Genomic DNA, 15848 nt, shown 5'->3' with positions numbered 1-15848 from the left:
TTTGCTTTCCTCTGCTGACCCGGCGGCTTGCGTGCCGTTGTTCCGTGTCAGTGGAGGCGCATTATAGGGAGTTCTTCTGAAGTGACAAGAGGAAATTTAAAAAAAGTTTCTGACCGTGTTTTTTTTCACCAAAAGCGATGAGATCAAGCTACAAATTGTTCTATTTGATGTATCTGCAACCACAATCACACCTGAGATGGCATAATTAGCCGCATCAATATTTAAGGAATAAAAGCGATGCCATTAAGCGCACAACAGTTGGCAGCTCAAAAAAACCTGTCGTATGTGCTGGCAGAAAAGCTGGCCCAGCTGATCTTAGCGGGTAAATATGCCCCAGGGAGCATCCTGCCCAGCGAGATGGAACTGGGGGATCGATTTGGCGTAAGCCGTACCGCCGTTCGCGAAGCGGTAAAAACATTAACGGCGAAAGGAATGGTGCTTCCACGCCCACGCATTGGCACCCGCGTTATGCCTCAGGGGAACTGGAACTTTCTCGATCAGGAATTACTCACCTGGTGGATGACCGAAGATAACTTTAATCAGGTCGTTGATCACTTTCTGGTCATGCGCAGCAGTCTTGAGCCTCAGGCCTGCCTGCTTGCCGCCACGCTCGGCACGGCAGAGCAAAAAGCGCAGCTCAATACATTAATGGAAGAGATGGTGTTTCTGAAAAAGCACTTTAACCGCGAACGCTGGATAGAGGTCGATATGGCCTGGCACGAACATATCTATAATATGAGCGGAAATCCTTTCCTGACCTCCTTTGCTTCTTTATTCCATTCTGTGTACCACACTTACTTTACCTCTATCACACAAGATGAGGTGGTGAAGCTGGATCTGCATCAGGCGATAGTCGATGCCATTCAGGAGAGCGACGGGCAGCGAGCCCTGAGTGCGTGCCAGGCGTTGCTGGCCGCGCCAACCCACCAGCAGGTAAATAAATGACTGAGAAAAAAGCACGCAGTATGGCCGGATTGCCGTGGATTGCAGCCATGGCGTTCTTTATGCAGGCACTGGATGCCACTATCCTCAATACCGCCCTTCCCGCCATAGCCCAAAGCCTTAACCGCTCTCCGCTGGCGATGCAATCTGCCATCATCAGCTATACCCTGACGGTGGCGATGCTTATTCCGGTCAGCGGCTGGCTGGCCGATCGTTTCGGCACGCGTAAAGTGTTCATGCTGGCGGTGACGCTGTTCACCCTCGGTTCTCTGGCGTGCGCCCTCTCCACTTCTCTGACGGAGCTGGTTATCTTCCGCGTCCTACAGGGGATAGGCGGCGCGATGATGATGCCCGTCGCGCGTCTGGCGCTCTTGCGCGCCTATCCGCGCAGCGAACTGCTCCCGGTGCTAAACTTTGTGACCATGCCGGGGCTGGTCGGGCCGATACTTGGCCCGGTACTCGGCGGCGTACTGGTGACCTGGGCAAGCTGGCACTGGATCTTCCTGATTAACATTCCGATTGGTGTGGCAGGGCTGATTTACGCCCGCAAATATATGCCGAACTTCACCACGCCACGGCGCAGCTTCGATATGGGCGGCTTCTTCCTGTTTGGCCTGAGCCTGGTCCTGTTCTCCAGCGGGATGGAACTGTTTGGCGAGAAAATCGTAGCGACGTGGCTGGCGCTGGCCGTCATCCTCAGCGGTATTCTGCTGTTCCTTCTTTATATACGCCATGCGCGTCGCCACCCGACGCCGCTTATCTCTTTATCTCTCTTTAACACCCGAACGTTCTCCGTCGGGATCGCGGGCAATATAGCTTCACGTCTCGGCACGGGCTGTGTGCCTTTCCTGATGCCGCTGATGCTTCAGGTCGGTTTTGGCTATCCGGCGCTGATTGCCGGCTGCATGATGGCCCCCACGGCGATGGGCTCGATCCTGGCAAAATCGACGGTCACGCAGGTGCTGCGCTGGTTTGGCTATCGTAAGACGCTGGTTGGCGTGACGGTATTTATCGGATTGATGATTGCGCAGTTCTCCCTGCAATCTGCGGCGTTACCGATATGGATGCTGATCCTGCCGCTGTTTGTGCTGGGGATGGCTATGTCGACGCAGTTCACGTCGATGAACACGATTACGCTTGCGGATCTCACCGATGAGAACGCCAGCAGCGGCAACAGCGTACTGGCGGTGACCCAACAGCTGTCGATTAGCCTCGGGGTAGCCGTGAGCGCGGCGGTGCTGCGGTTTTATGAAGGGTTTGACGGTACGAATACCGTTGAGCAGTTCCACTATACCTTTATCACCATGGGCGCACTTACTGTGGTATCGGCGGTGGTCTTTATGTTGTTAAAGCCGAAAGACGGCCAGAACCTGATTAAAGAGCGTCACAAAGAAAAGGCTAAACCGAACCGCGTTCCATCAGAACAGGAGTAAGCTGCAAACGTTGCTGTTGCAGCGTGGGCTGCGCCATACGGTGGATCAACACGTCGATGGCCAGCTCACCCAGTTCATCCTTCGGCTGATGGATTGTGGTCAGCGGCGGCGTCATGTAGCGCGCCAGTTCGATATCATCGTAACCGACGATCGCCATATCGTCCGGAACACGTAACCCCGCCTGATACAGCGCCTGGTAAGCTCCGAATGCCATCGCATCGTTACCAATAAACACGGCCTGCGGGCGCGTCTCTTGCGCCAGCAGTTTCTGCATTGCTTCAAATCCACCGTTAAATTCGAAATCGCCGGTGATGCGATAGCCATCAGGAATGGCAAGCCCTGCCCGCTCCATTGCTGAAAGATAACCTTCCAGACGCAGGCGCGCCGGGGTTTTATCCAGCGGGCCGGTAATACAGGCAATGCGGGTATGACCTTTATCAATCAGGTACTGCGTTGCCATATCGCCGCCCAGCAGGGAGTTATCCTGAATCAGATCGCTGGTTCCGTCGAACGGCGCCCAGTCCATCATTACCGTGGGAATAGAAGGGTAGCGCTGAATGATCTCTTTCGAGGGCTGATGCGTTTCGGTACAGAGCAGCAGCAATCCGTCGACGCGTTTTTGCATGAGCGTCTCCAGGTTACGGTTCATGCGCTGCTCGTCCCCTTCGGTATTGCACAGCACCAGGCTATAGCCGCGCTCGAAGCAGCTGCGCTCCACGCCGCGCACCAGTTCAGAATAGAAAGGATTGGTACTGGCCGTGATCAGCATGCCAATGGTGCGCGTCTGGTTAAGCTTCAGGCTGCGCGCCAGCGCGGACGGTGCATAGTTGAGCTCTTTAATTGCAGCGTCAACTTTCTCCCGAATCGCCTCGCTGACGAAGCGATCGTTATTGATAACGTGGGAGACGGTCGAGGTAGAAACGCCCGCCATACGGGCGACATCTTTCATTGTGGCCAAGCATTACCCCTGCTGACTTAAGAATTCATCAATCTCTTTACGCCATGGAACAGAAGGCTGAGCGCCTTTACGCGTCACTGCAATCGCGGCGGCGGCATGCGCAAAGCGGATCGCGTCATCCATTGCTTTTCCTTCCAGCAATGCCGTTACCAGCGCACCGTTGAAGGTATCTCCAGCGGCGATGGTATCAATGGCTTTGACCTTAAAGCCCGGTACGCGGCGGCCTTCGCCATTGACGCTAGCCCACACTCCACGGCTGCCGAGGGTGATTATCACGGTTCCAATGCCTTTTTCGTGCAGCGCACGCGCCGCACGCGCTGCATCGTCATCATTTTCGACACGGATACCCGTCAGCTTTTCCGCTTCGGTTTCGTTCGGGGTGATGATATCCACCAGCGCCAGCAGTTCGTCTGATAATACACGGGCAGGCGCAGGGTTAAGTACGACAGTGGTATGATTTTCATGCGCAATTTTCGCGGCGGCCAGCACGCTTTCAACCGGAGACTCCAGCTGCATCAGCAGGGCTTCCGCTCCGGCGATGATCCCACGCTGCGCTTCGACGCGTTCAGTCGTTAACGCGGCGTTAGCCCCCGCATGAATACCGATGACATTCTCACCTTCCGCATTGACGAAGATCAGCGCCACGCCGGTAGATTCCCCTTCAACAACGCTGACGGGTGCAGTATCGATGTTGTCGCTTGCCAGCTGTTTACGTACGCGCTCGCCGGTATCGTCATCACCCGTACAGGCGATAAACGCGATATTCGCCCCGCTGCGCCCGGCAGCAACCGCCTGGTTTGCGCCCTTACCGCCGAACGCGACCTGATACTGATTGCCGGTGACGGTTTCGCCCGGCGTGGGGAACGTTTCAAGGTTAAGAATGTGATCGGCATTGATACTGCCAAGGACGACGAGGTTGCCTGCGGTTTTCATGTATTGAGGTGTCCATCTGAGAGCGCCACCGGTATTACCCGGTGGCGTATGCCACACTTTTCTTTTATTTGGTGTCCCTCAGGCAGCCAGCGACTGCCTGAATCGCCTTTACTGCTTAATGACCAGCTTCAGGTCAACAGGGTATTTGGCCTGAACTTTTTCGCCCTTCAGCACTTTATCGGCAGTTTGCACGCCAGTCGCGCCAATCTGCTCAGGCAGCTGAGCGATGGTCGCAGCCAGTTTGCCATCATTTACTGCTTTTTCACCATCCGGCGTGCCGTCAAATCCGACAACCATCACATCTGATTTACCCGCAGTCTGGAGCGCACGCAGCGCACCGAGCGCCATTTCGTCGTTCTGTGCAAATACCGCCTGCACATCAGGATGCGCAGTCAGCAGGTTCTGCATGACGTTCAGACCCTTAGTACGGTCGAAGTCTGCCGGCTGGCTCGCCAGTACGTTAAATTTATGCGCCGCGACAGCCTGCTGGAAGCCTTCACCACGTTCACGGGCCGCGGAAGTCCCGGCGATACCCTGCAATTCGATCACTTTCGCGCCTTCACCGGCTTTCTTCGCGATGTAGTCACCGGCGATTTTTCCGCCCAGTACGTTATCAGACGCAATGTGGCTGACCACGTCGCCTTTCGTCGCCTGACGGTCCAGGGTGATCACCGGGATCTTCGCCTGGTTTGCCATCTTCACGGCGTTACCGACCGCGTCGGAATCCGTTGGGTTGATCAGCAGGATTTTCGTACCGCGTACGGTTAAGTCCTGAACGTTAGCCAGCTCTTTCGCCGGGTTGTTCTGTGAATCCAGCACCACCAGGTTGTAGCCCAGTTTGTCTGCTTCTTTCTGCGCACCATCCTTCAGAGAGACGAAGAACGGGTTGTTCAGGGTAGAGACAACCAGCGCGATGGTATCTTTCGCCATGGCGTTAGCACTTACGGTTGCGCTCAGCGCGACAGCAGAAACCAGGGTAGCCAGTTTTTTCATGTTCATATCTAAGATGTCCTGTAGTGTCGTCAGTTACTGTTTTTTGTTGTCTACCAGTACCGCCAGCAAAATCACCACTGCCTTAACGATCATCTGGTAATAGGAGGAAACACCTAACAAATTCAAACCATTATTCAGGAAACCGAGGATCAGTGCGCCGATCAATGTCCCAACAATGCGACCTTTACCGCCCGCAAGGCTCGTACCGCCCAGAACCACCGCCGCGATGGCATCCAGCTCGTACCCCGTTCCCGCCGTTGGCTGTGCGGAAGAGAGGCGCGCCACTTCGATAATGCCCGCCAGAGAGGCCAGCAGGCCGCACAGGGAGTACACGATAATTTTGACTTTATTGACGCTGATGCCAGACAGACGCGTGGCCGCTTCGTTACCGCCCAGCGCATAGATATACCGGCCCAGGCGGGTATGGTGCAGCATGTACCACGCCGCCAGGAAGACGATAGCCATGATCCAGACCGGCGTCGGGATGCCCAGCGGGCGACCGATACCGAACCAGCCAAACAGATCGGCGTTATCCGTAAACCCGGTATTCACCGGGCTACCGTTGGTGTACACCATGGTCACGCCGCGCAGCAGCAGCATCATCACCAGCGTGGCGATAAACGCCTGAACGCGGCCTTTTGCCACAATCACACCGGTAACGGCGCCAATCGCCGCGCCTGCCGCCAGGGCAGCGGCAACGGCCACCAGCGCGTTAACTTCAATGCCGACAATCGACGCGGCAATCGCACCGGTGAGCGCCAGCAGGGAACCGACGGACAGATCGATACCCGAGGTCAGAATCACCAGCGTCATCCCCACCGCCATAATGGCGTTGACGGAAGTCTGCTGAAGAATATTGAACAGGTTATTGACGGTAAAAAAGTTCGGGCTCATGGTCGAGACAATCGCGATCAGCACCAGCAGGGCAATCAGCGATTTTTGTTCCATCAGCCATGCCTTTGTGAAATAGCGGCGACCAGAAACAGCCTGGGTAGTCATCTTCTTACTCCTGATTCACGCGATTAAGCTTGCCCACAGCGGCAGCCATCAGAACTTCCTGGGTGGCCTGCTCGCGAGTGAATTCACCGCCGAGATGCCCTTCATGCATGACGATAATGCGATCGCTCATGCCTAATACTTCTGGCATCTCGGAAGAGACCAGAATGATGCTCAGACCGTCGGCCTTGAACTGGTTAATCAGCTGATAGATCTCTTTTTTCGCGCCCACGTCCACGCCGCGGGTTGGCTCGTCGAGGATCAGCACTTTCGGGCGCGTCATCAGACCGCGGGCAATCGCCACTTTCTGCTGATTCCCGCCGGACAGCAGGCCAATCGCCTGCTCCATCGACGGCGTTTTAACGTTGAAGAGACGGATAAAATCGCTGACCGCCTGCTGTTCGTCTTTGTGCTTGAGGCTGCCGCCGCTGCGGCTGAAATAGCGCAGCGCGGTCAGGGACATGTTCTCTTTCACCGACATGCCCAGCACTAAGCCGTCGCGCTTGCGGTCTTCGGAGATATAGACGATGCCGTTCGCCAGCCCGTCCTGCGGCGAGCGGGTGACCACTTCATGACCGTCAAGGGTAACGTAACCGCTGGTGCGCGGCAGTGCGCCATACAGCACTTTCATCAGTTCGGTACGGCCCGCGCCCATCAGGCCCGCGACGCCCAGGATCTCGCCCTGGCGCAGGGTAAAGTTCACATCGTTAACGCCCGGGCCGCAGAGGTTATCTACCTTCAGGCGGATCTCGCCCGGCGCTTTGTCCAGATGCGGATATTGGTCTTCGAGCTTACGTCCCACCATCATTTCGATCAGCGTATCTTCGGTCAGCGTCGCCACTTCGCGCTCGGCGATAAACTGCCCGTCGCGGAAGACGGTCACGTCGTCGCAAATTTCGAAGATCTCTTTCATGCGGTGAGAGATATAGACAATGCCGCGCCCCTGGGCTTTCAGCTCGCGGATCACGCGGAACAGGGATTCGGTTTCGGTATCAGTCAGGGCGTCGGTCGGTTCATCCATAATGATGACCTTCGATTCAAAGCTCAGCACCTTCGCGATTTCCACCATCTGCTGATCGCCGATGGAGAGGTCGCCCACCAGGCGGTCGCTCTTGAAGCGCAGGTTCAGCTTCGCCAGCAGTTTGTCCGCTTCGGCATACATGGTTTTCCAGTCGATTTTGCCAAACCGGTTCACGAACTCGCGGCCCAGGAAGATGTTCTCCGCAATGGTCAGCTGCGGGATCAGGTTTAACTCCTGGTGAATAATGCCGATGCCCGCTTCCTGTGAGGATTTCGGGCCGCTGAAGGTGGTCTCTTTACCCAGCCATAAGAGCGAACCGGCATCGCGTTGGTAGATACCGGTCAGCACTTTCATCATGGTAGATTTGCCGGCGCCGTTTTCGCCCACCAGCGCCATTACGCGCCCGGAATAGACATTCAGCGCCGCGCCGGAGAGGGCTTTTACGCCCGGGAACGACTTATCGATCCCTTTGAGTTGGAGTAATGCGTCCATGATGGCCTCAGAAGGTGACGCCAGCACAGAGAATGATATTCGCATACGGGGAACACTCCCCGCTGCGAATCACCGCCTGACTGTCTGCGGTTTGTAGTTTGAACTGCTCGTGCGTTGTGTAACGAATTTCTATGGTGTTTCCCTGGCGTTGTTGCAGCTGCTCAATGTGGCTGAGCAACGTTTCGTGGAGTTGCGGATTATGTTGTTTGATTTCCGCGGCGAGAATGGCCGTCTCAACCTGCATTTCCGCGGTCACCACCTCCAGTACCTGCATGAACGAGGGCACGCCCTGCGTTAACGCCATATCGATACGGGTTGTGCTGCGCGGAACCGGTAAGCCTGCATCGCAAACCACCAGCGTATCGGTATGCCCAAGACGGGAAATAACCGACGAGATTTCTGAGTTGAGTACCGTGCCTTTCTTCATTTTTTGCTCCACTAGCGAAACGTTTCGCTAAAAACAGTGTAGCCGCAAAAATGTTCAGAAAACCATCATGACGTAACGGATTTGTGATCAACGTCGAAACGTTTCGCTAAGTGAAATATTGAGGAGATTTTGGCGGGTATGTTGAGGATTTGGTAGGCCGGGTAAGCACAGCGCCACCCGGCATTTTTAGAAGGACTTAAATCTCGACCTGCGTACCCAGCTCAATCACGCGATTAGGCGGGATCTCAAACTGGTCAGGCGCACGCAGAGCGTTACGTTGCAGGATGAGATACAACTTACCGCGCAGACGCAGATACCATGGGCGCTTGCCGATGATCAGCGACTCGTGGGACATAAAGAACGACGTCTCCATCATGCGGCAGCTCAGCCCTTCCAGACCGCAGCGGTGGAATACCTCTTCTACGTTCGGCGTTTCGCGCCAGCCGTAGCTCGCCACCACGCGCCAGAAGGTCGGCGACAGCTGCTCAATCTGTACGCGGCGCACGTTGTGTACATACGGCGCATCTTCGGTGCGCAGCGTCAGCAGGATCACGCGCTCGTGCAGCACTTTGTTGTGCTTAAGGTTATGCATCAGCGCAAACGGGATCACGTTCAGCGCACGAGACATATACACCGCCGTGCCCGGCACGCGCACCGGCGGGGATTTCTCCAGCGAGGCGATCATCGCCTCCAGAGAATTACCGTGCTCATGCATACGACGCAGCAGGCGGAAACGTTCGCTCTTCCACGTCGTCATCACGATGAACATCACCAGACCCAGCGTCAGCGGCAGCCAGCCACCGGAGACAATCTTGTCGAGGTTCGCAGAGAACAGTGGCACGTCGATGCAGAGGAAACCAACCAGGATCAGCCCCACGAGGAACTTATTCCAGTGCCAGTTACGGTACGCCACGGTGGTGGAGAGAATAGAGGTCAACACCATCGTTCCGGTCACCGCGATACCGTACGCCGCCGCCAGGTTACTGGAGTGCTCGAAGCTGACGATAACAATCACAACCGCGAAATAGAGCAGCCAGTTGACGAACGGAATGTAGATCTGGCCTGACTCCATCTCAGAGGTATGAATAATGCGCATTGGCGAGAGATACCCCAGACGTACGGCCTGACGCGTCAGGGAGAAGACGCCGGAAATAACGGCCTGAGAAGCAATGACCGTCGCCAGCGTCGCCAGAATCAGCATCGGAACCAGCGCCCAGTCCGGCGCCAGCAGGAAGAACGGGTTTTTAATCGCTTCAGGATGGGCAAGCAGCAGCGCGCCCTGGCCGAAGTAATTCAGCACCAGCGAAGGCAGGACAACGCTAAACCAGGCGACGCGAATAGGGAGTTTCCCGAAGTGGCCCATATCCGCATACAGCGCTTCAACACCGGTAATGGAAAGCACCACCGCGCCCAGCGCCACGAACGACACCACTTTATATTCAAGGAAGAAATGAACCGCCCACATCGGGTTCAGCGCGTGCAGAACATCCGGGTTGGCAATAATGCTGCGCAAGCCCAGCGCCGCCAGGATCAGGAACCAGGCCAGCATAATAGGCGCAAACAGCTTCCCCACCAGCCCGGTACCGTGTTTTTGTATGGCAAACAGCAATGTCAGCACGATAATAGCGAGTGGCACGACCCACGTATCAAGCTGCGGCGCGACAATCTCCAGCCCCTCTATGGCCGACATCACCGAAATCGCCGGCGTAATCACCACTTCCCCATAGAAGAAGCTGCCGCCAATCAGGCCGATAATGACCAGCACAGAGGTCATTCTTGCAGAGGTATTGCGCCCGGCAAGGGACATCAGGGTCAGAATACCGCCCTCGCCCGCGTTATCAGCCCGCATAACGAAGGAGAGATACTTCAGGGAGACCACCAGGATCAGCAGCCAAAAGATGAGCGAGAGAAAACCAAATACGGCGTCACGCTCTACACCAAAACCAAACTGACCGGACAGACATTCACGAAGCGTATAAAGCGGGCTGGTGCCGATATCACCGTAGACAACCCCGATCGCCGCAAGCGTTACTGCGGGTAATGATTGCTTATTATCAGTGCTCATAGACTAGTCTTTTCGTTTGAATAACAAATGTGTGCTTAGTCCCTTGGCCCACAAAAAGCGCACAGTATGCACGATTCAATGCAAAATCGTACCCCTAAATGCAGCCGCATTAATGTAGCGCAAAGAAAATAGCGCCGCACTTCAGCCTATTACCAGGCCAGACCGAAACGTCTATACTCGCTTCAATTAGCCGCCACCACGGTGAAAGGATGCAAAACTATTATGGCTCACTCACATTTATTAGCAGAAAGAATTTCCCGCCTCAGCAGCGCGCTGGAGAAAGGCCTTTACGAGCGTAGCCACGCCATTCGCCTCTGTTTACTGGCGGCGTTGAGCGGGGAAAGCGTGTTTCTGCTGGGTCCGCCGGGCATTGCCAAAAGTCTGATCGCACGCCGCCTCAAGTTCGCTTTCCAGAATGCTCGCGCGTTTGAGTATTTGATGACGCGCTTCTCCACGCCGGAAGAAGTTTTCGGCCCGCTCTCCATTCAGGCGTTAAAAGACGAGGGACGCTACGAGCGTCTGACCGCGGGCTATCTCCCGGAAGCGGAAATCGTCTTTCTTGATGAGATCTGGAAAGCCGGCCCGGCCATTCTGAACACCCTGCTGACGGCAATCAACGAACGCCGCTTCCGCAACGGCGCGAGCGAAGAGAAGATCCCCATGCGCCTGCTGGTGGCCGCGTCAAACGAATTGCCCGAAGCCGACAGCAGCCTGGAGGCGCTGTATGACCGCATGCTGATCCGCCTGTGGCTGGATAAGGTCCAGGATAAATCGAACTTCCGTTCAATGCTGGTGAGCCAGCAGGACGAAAACGAAAACCCGGTGGCAGCATCGTTACAGGTGACGGACGAGGAATATCACCAGTGGCAGGAGGATATCGGCAAGATAAAACTGCCTGATACCGTATTTGAGCTGATCTTCATGCTGCGCCAGCAGCTTGATTTACTGCCTTCCGCGCCGTACGTCTCCGACCGTCGCTGGAAAAAAGCCATTCGCCTGCTCCAGGCAAGCGCCCTGTTCAGCGGCCGCGATGCTGTTGCCCCTGTCGATCTGATCCTGCTGAAAGACTGTCTGTGGCACGACGCAGAAGGGATGAATCTGATGCAGCAGCAGCTGGACATTTTGATGACCGGACACGCGTGGGGCCAGCAGTCGATGCTCAATCAGCTGGGGGCGATTGCCCAACGTCGCCTTCAGCTCCAGCAGCAGCAAAGTGACAAAACCGCGCTGAAGGTGAACCGTCTCGGCGGGATGTTTGCCCGTAAGCCACACTACGAACTGCCCGCCGGGCTGACTGACGCCTCGCTCACGCTCCTCCTCCAGCAGCCGCTTAAGCTTCATGATATGCAGGTGGTGCACGTGACGATCGAACGCGTTGCGCTGGTTCAGTGGCTGGATAAGGGCGGTGAGATCCGCGGTAAACTCAACGGTATCGGCTTTGCACAGCCGCTGTCGCTGGAAGTCGATAGCAGCCAGCATCTGGTGATCCGCGACGTCAGCCTTCAGGGATCGCGCCTGGCGCTGCCGGGAACGGCCTCCGACAGCCTTCCGGAGGAAATCAAGCAGCAGCTCGACGCGCTGGATAACGAATGGCATCAGCAGCACACGCGCTTTAGCGAGCAGCAGAAATGCCTCTTTATTCATAGCGACTGGTTAGGCCGTATTGAAGCCAGCTTGCAGGATGTCAGCGCGCAGATCAAACAGGCGCGTCAATGCTAACGCTGGATACGCTCAACGTCATGCTGGCGGTTAGCGAGGACGGTTTAATCGAAGAGGTCATCATTACCCTGCTCGCTTCACCGCAGCTGGCGGCCTTTTTTGAAAAATTCCCGAAGCTCAGAAAGGCAATGACGGACGATCTTCCCCGCTGGCGCGATAGCCTGCGACAGCGGTTTAAGGAGACGGAAGTCCCGCCGGAACTGACAGAGGAAGTGGCTGGTTACCAGCAGTGCCAGCGGCTTTCAACGCCGCAGTTTATTGCCCAGCTTCCGCAAACCCTGACATTGCTTGATAACGTTCATTCCCCGTTTGCCAGCCAGGCCAGAGCGCTGGTCACGGACAACCCGAGCTTTACTCCCGCCCTGCACACCCTGTTTTTACAGCGCTGGCGGCTCAGCCTTGTCGTTCAGGCCACCTCGCTCAACCAGCAACTGCTGGACGAAGAGCGCGAACAGCTGTTGAGCGAGGTTCAGGAGCGGATGACGTTAAGCGGCCAGCTAGAACAGGTGCTGGTGGAGAATGAAAACGCTGCCGGACGCCTCTGGGATATGAGTGCCGGACAGCTAAAGCGCGGCGACTATCAGCTGATCGTCAGGTACGGCGACTTTCTGGCGCAACAGCCGGAGCTGATGAAGCTCGCAGAACAGCTTGGGCGCTCCCGGGAGGCAAAATCGGTCCCAAAGAACGATGCGCCGATGGAAACCTTCCGCACCCTGGTGCGTGAACCCTCCACCGTGCCGGAGCAGGTTGACGGGCTACAGCAAAGCGATGACATCCTGCGCCTGCTGCCCACTGAACTCAGCACGCTGGGAATGACCGAGCTGGAGTATGAGTTTTATCGTCGGCTGGTGGAAAAACAGCTGCTCACCTATCGGCTGCACGGCGAAGCCTGGCGCGAGAAGATCAGCCAGCGTCCGGTGGTGCATCAGGACTTTGATGAGCAACCGCGCGGCCCGTTCATTGTTTGCGTCGATACGTCCGGCTCAATGGGGGGATTTAATGAACAGTGCGCAAAAGCATTCTGCCTGGCCCTGATGCGCGTGGCGCTCGCCGATCGTCGTCGCTGCTACATCATGTTATTTTCCAGCGAAGTGGTCGGATATGAACTGACTGGCTCACAGGGGCTGGAGCAGGCGATCCGCTTTTTAAGCCAACGCTTTCGCGGCGGCACCGATCTGGCCAGCTGTTTTCGCAGCATCATTGAGCGTATGCAGGGCGGCGACTGGTACGACGCGGATGCAGTGGTGATTTCCGATTTTATTGCCCAGCGGCTGCCGGACGACGTGGTGAGTAAAGTGAAGGAGATGCAGCGCGTACACCAGCACCGTTTTCATGCCGTGGCGATGTCCGCACATGGAAAACCCGGCATCATGCGCATCTTCGATCACATCTGGCGCTTTGATACCGGGTTGCGTAGCCGCCTGCTCAGACGCTGGCGACGTTAATTAAAGAAGAGAACCGACGCTTTCACGTACCTGCTGCGGCCAGACCCCACACTGCACCTGACCAATGTGGGACAGTTGCAGCAGCAGCATGGTCAGACGAGACTGGCCAATACCGCCGCCGATGGTCTGCGGCATTTCACCACGCAGCAGCGCCTGGTGCCATTCCAGTTGCAGACGATCTTCATCACCGGTCACGGCCAGCTGACGCTTCAGTGCTTCAGCATCCACGCGGATCCCCATAGAAGAAAGTTCAAACGCATCTTCCAGAACCGGGTTCCAGACCAGAATATCGCCGTTCAGTCCGGCATATTCGCTTTCGCCCACGGTGCTCCAGTCATCGTAATCCGGCGCACGGACGTCGTGACGTTTACCGTCAGACAATTTTCCGCCGATGCCGATCAGGAATACCGCGCCCAGCGCTTTGGCGATCGCGCGTTCACGGCCTTTCGCATCCAGATCCGGATAACGGCTCAGCAATTCCTGACTGTGAACAAAGTGGATCGTTTCCGGCAGGAACGGTGCCAGACCAAACTCTTTGCTCACGGCTGCTTCGGTTGCTTTGATCCCCGCGTAGATCGCCTCTACGGTGGATTTTAGCGTACCGACATGACGCTCGCCGTCACCCATTACGCGCTCCCAGTCCCACTGGTCAACGTAGACAGAGTGAATTGGGGAGAGACGGTCTTCATCGGGGCGAAGGGCTTTCATGTGCGTGTAAAGCCCTTCGCCCGCGCTGAAGTCGTGTTGTCCCAGGGTTTGACGCTTCCACTTCGCCAGGGAATGCACCACTTCGAACTGGGCATCTGGCAGTGTTTTCACTTTTACCTGTACCGCTTTTTCGCAACCAGACAGGTTATCCTGCGTCCCGTCACCCACGCGGCTCAGAATCGGCGCCTGAACTTCAAAAAGGCCAAGCTTCTCTTCCAGCTGGCGGGAAAAATGGGATTTTACGAAACTGATCTGGCGTTGTTTTGCGATGTAAGCGGTTTTCATTATTTATACTCCTGCGTCCTGTTGGTATTGATTAAGCAACAAAAATGGCACCTTATTCAATAACCCATCAACAAAAAGCCACCTTCACTTTTGATTCGATAAAATTAGCCGCTAGAATAGAGGGATTCATCAATCTTCATAAGAAAAAGCTATGGAAAATTATCAGATCGACAATCTGGACCGCGGCATCCTGGAGGCGCTGATGGCCAATGCGCGCACCGCGTATGCCGAACTGGCGAAACAGTTTGGCGTCAGCCCGGGGACAATTCACGTCCGCGTAGAGAAAATGAAGCAGGCCGGGATCATCACCGGCGCACGCATTGACGTCAGTCCGAAGCAGCTCGGCTACGACGTCTGCTGCTTCATTGGCATCATTCTTAAAAGTGCAAAAGATTACCCCTCCGCGCTGGAGAAGCTGAACGCGCTGGATGAAGTCACCGAGGCGTACTACACCACCGGGCATTACAGCATCTTTATTAAGGTAATGTGCCGATCCATCGATGCCCTCCAGCAGGTACTTATCAACAAGATCCAAACAATCGATGAAATTCAGTCCACCGAAACCCTGATCTCCCTGCAAAACCCGATCATGCGTACCATCCGCCCGTGATCGGGCAATTTCATTCCCACATTTTCCACAGGTAGATCCCAGCTCGTTCACAGCGTACAATGGCCGCCTCTTTATCTGAGCGAGCGATCAATGGCGGACATTACTCTTATCAGCGGCAGCACCCTGGGCGGTGCGGAATACGTAGCGGAACATCTGGCTGAGAAGCTGGAAGACGCGGGCTTTTCAACGGAAACCCTGCACGGCCCGCTGCTGGAAGATCTCCCGACTGATGGGGTCTGGCTGCTGATCACCTCCACGCACGGCGCGGGCGATCTGCCGGATAACCTGCAACCTTTATATGACGAACTGCTGGAACAGCAGCCCAGTCTGTCAAACGTCCGGTTTGGTGCGATCGGGATCGGCAGCCGTGAATATGACACCTTCTGCGGTGCAATAGAGAAAGTAGAAGCCGCTGTAACCGCCTGCGGAGCAAAACAGCTGGGTGAAACCCTGAAGATAAACATCCTCGATCATGATATTCCGGAAGATCCAGCCGAGATCTGGCTCGCAGAATGGAAAAATTTACTCAAAAACGATTAAAGATCGTGCGAACAGATGTGGATAACTCTGGTTAAAAGCTCGTATTAACCCGTAGTTATCCAAAGAACAACGTTGGTTTAGTTTTTGACCTGTGGATAAAGCGGCGATCTGATCCCAGCTTATACTGTCCAGGATCACCGATCATTCACAGCAAACGATCCTTCCTAACTGCATGATCTTATTTATGGGATCGGACTTATCCACAACGGTCTGCGATCCTAATAAGAGATCACAATAGAACAGATCTCTAAATAAAAAGATCTTCTTTTTAATAGCCCAGG

At 55.6% G+C, this 15848-nt stretch carries 14 protein-coding genes; 6 read left to right on the top strand and 8 right to left on the bottom strand.

Annotated features, from left to right (window positions below; genetic code table 11):
* Positions 1-237: 237 nt before the first annotated feature.
* The gene (locus INF58_RS20390; RefSeq protein ID WP_064910073.1) at positions 238-945 is read left to right on the top strand and encodes a FadR/GntR family transcriptional regulator; all 708 of its coding nucleotides are present in this window, start codon (positions 238-240) and stop codon (positions 943-945) included.
* Complete coding sequence (mdtD, locus tag INF58_RS20385; RefSeq protein WP_193034124.1) at positions 942-2375, top strand: multidrug transporter subunit MdtD; 1434 nt, start codon at positions 942-944, stop codon at positions 2373-2375. The genes INF58_RS20390 and mdtD overlap by 4 nt, the downstream gene beginning before the upstream one ends.
* Here the strand turns inward: mdtD and rbsR are convergent.
* The 7 genes from rbsR to kup all read right to left on the bottom strand — a co-directional run bounded on the left by rbsR (position 2341) and on the right by kup (position 10260).
* Positions 2341-3333 (bottom strand): ribose operon transcriptional repressor RbsR, encoded by a 993-nt coding sequence (rbsR, locus tag INF58_RS20380; protein ID WP_193528394.1) that lies wholly within the window; start codon positions 3331-3333, stop codon positions 2341-2343. The genes mdtD and rbsR overlap by 35 nt on opposite strands.
* Positions 3334-3336: 3 nt before the next feature.
* Entirely contained in the window at positions 3337-4266 is a 930-nt protein-coding gene (gene rbsK / locus INF58_RS20375) for a ribokinase (RefSeq protein ID WP_112792440.1), read from the bottom strand.
* 108 nt (positions 4267-4374) lie between these two features.
* Positions 4375-5265: a ribose ABC transporter substrate-binding protein RbsB gene (gene rbsB / locus INF58_RS20370; RefSeq protein WP_003862397.1), complete on the bottom strand. Its 891-nt coding sequence runs from the start codon at positions 5263-5265 to the stop codon at positions 4375-4377.
* 27 nt (positions 5266-5292) lie between these two features.
* On the bottom strand, positions 5293-6258 hold the full coding sequence (rbsC, locus tag INF58_RS20365) for a ribose ABC transporter permease (RefSeq protein ID WP_047360514.1): 966 nt from the start codon (positions 6256-6258) through the stop codon (positions 5293-5295).
* Positions 6259-6262: 4 nt separating this feature from the next.
* Entirely contained in the window at positions 6263-7768 is a 1506-nt protein-coding gene (gene rbsA, locus INF58_RS20360; RefSeq protein ID WP_063868570.1) for a ribose ABC transporter ATP-binding protein RbsA, read from the bottom strand.
* 7 nt (positions 7769-7775) lie between these two features.
* Positions 7776-8195 carry a D-ribose pyranase gene (rbsD, locus tag INF58_RS20355; RefSeq protein ID WP_112792442.1) on the bottom strand — a complete coding sequence of 140 codons (420 nt, stop codon included), beginning with the start codon at positions 8193-8195 and terminating at the stop codon, positions 7776-7778.
* A 196-nt stretch (positions 8196-8391) separates the two neighbouring features.
* Positions 8392-10260 carry a low affinity potassium transporter Kup gene (kup, locus tag INF58_RS20350; protein WP_006808744.1) on the bottom strand — a complete coding sequence of 623 codons (1869 nt, stop codon included), beginning with the start codon at positions 10258-10260 and terminating at the stop codon, positions 8392-8394.
* Between the two features lie 222 nt (positions 10261-10482).
* On the opposite strand from kup, the gene ravA reads away from it, so the two are divergent.
* Entirely contained in the window at positions 10483-11979 is a 1497-nt protein-coding gene (gene ravA, locus INF58_RS20345) for an ATPase RavA (RefSeq protein WP_193528393.1), read from the top strand.
* Positions 11973-13424 carry an ATPase RavA stimulator ViaA gene (gene viaA / locus INF58_RS20340; protein WP_193528392.1) on the top strand — a complete coding sequence of 484 codons (1452 nt, stop codon included), beginning with the start codon at positions 11973-11975 and terminating at the stop codon, positions 13422-13424. The genes ravA and viaA overlap by 7 nt, the downstream gene beginning before the upstream one ends.
* On the opposite strand, the gene asnA is transcribed toward viaA, so the two are convergent.
* Positions 13425-14417, bottom strand: a complete 993-nt coding sequence (gene asnA, locus INF58_RS20335; RefSeq protein WP_193528391.1) for an aspartate--ammonia ligase — start codon at positions 14415-14417, stop codon at positions 13425-13427.
* 151 nt (positions 14418-14568) lie between these two features.
* On the opposite strand from asnA, the gene asnC reads away from it, so the two are divergent.
* Together asnC and mioC are read left to right on the top strand one after the other, a co-directional pair.
* On the top strand, positions 14569-15027 hold the full coding sequence (gene asnC / locus INF58_RS20330; RefSeq protein ID WP_003862383.1) for a transcriptional regulator AsnC: 459 nt from the start codon (positions 14569-14571) through the stop codon (positions 15025-15027).
* Positions 15028-15117: 90 nt separating this feature from the next.
* Positions 15118-15567: an FMN-binding protein MioC gene (gene mioC / locus INF58_RS20325; RefSeq protein ID WP_063452035.1), complete on the top strand. Its 450-nt coding sequence runs from the start codon at positions 15118-15120 to the stop codon at positions 15565-15567.
* Positions 15568-15848 lie beyond the last annotated feature (281 nt).

The organism is Enterobacter cloacae complex sp. P24RS (assembly GCF_014982165.1).
Classification (GTDB): Bacteria; Pseudomonadota; Gammaproteobacteria; order Enterobacterales; family Enterobacteriaceae; genus Enterobacter; species Enterobacter quasihormaechei.
The sequence above is the reverse complement of the archived record's forward strand: the minus strand, read 5'-3'. Positions and strand labels throughout refer to the sequence as shown.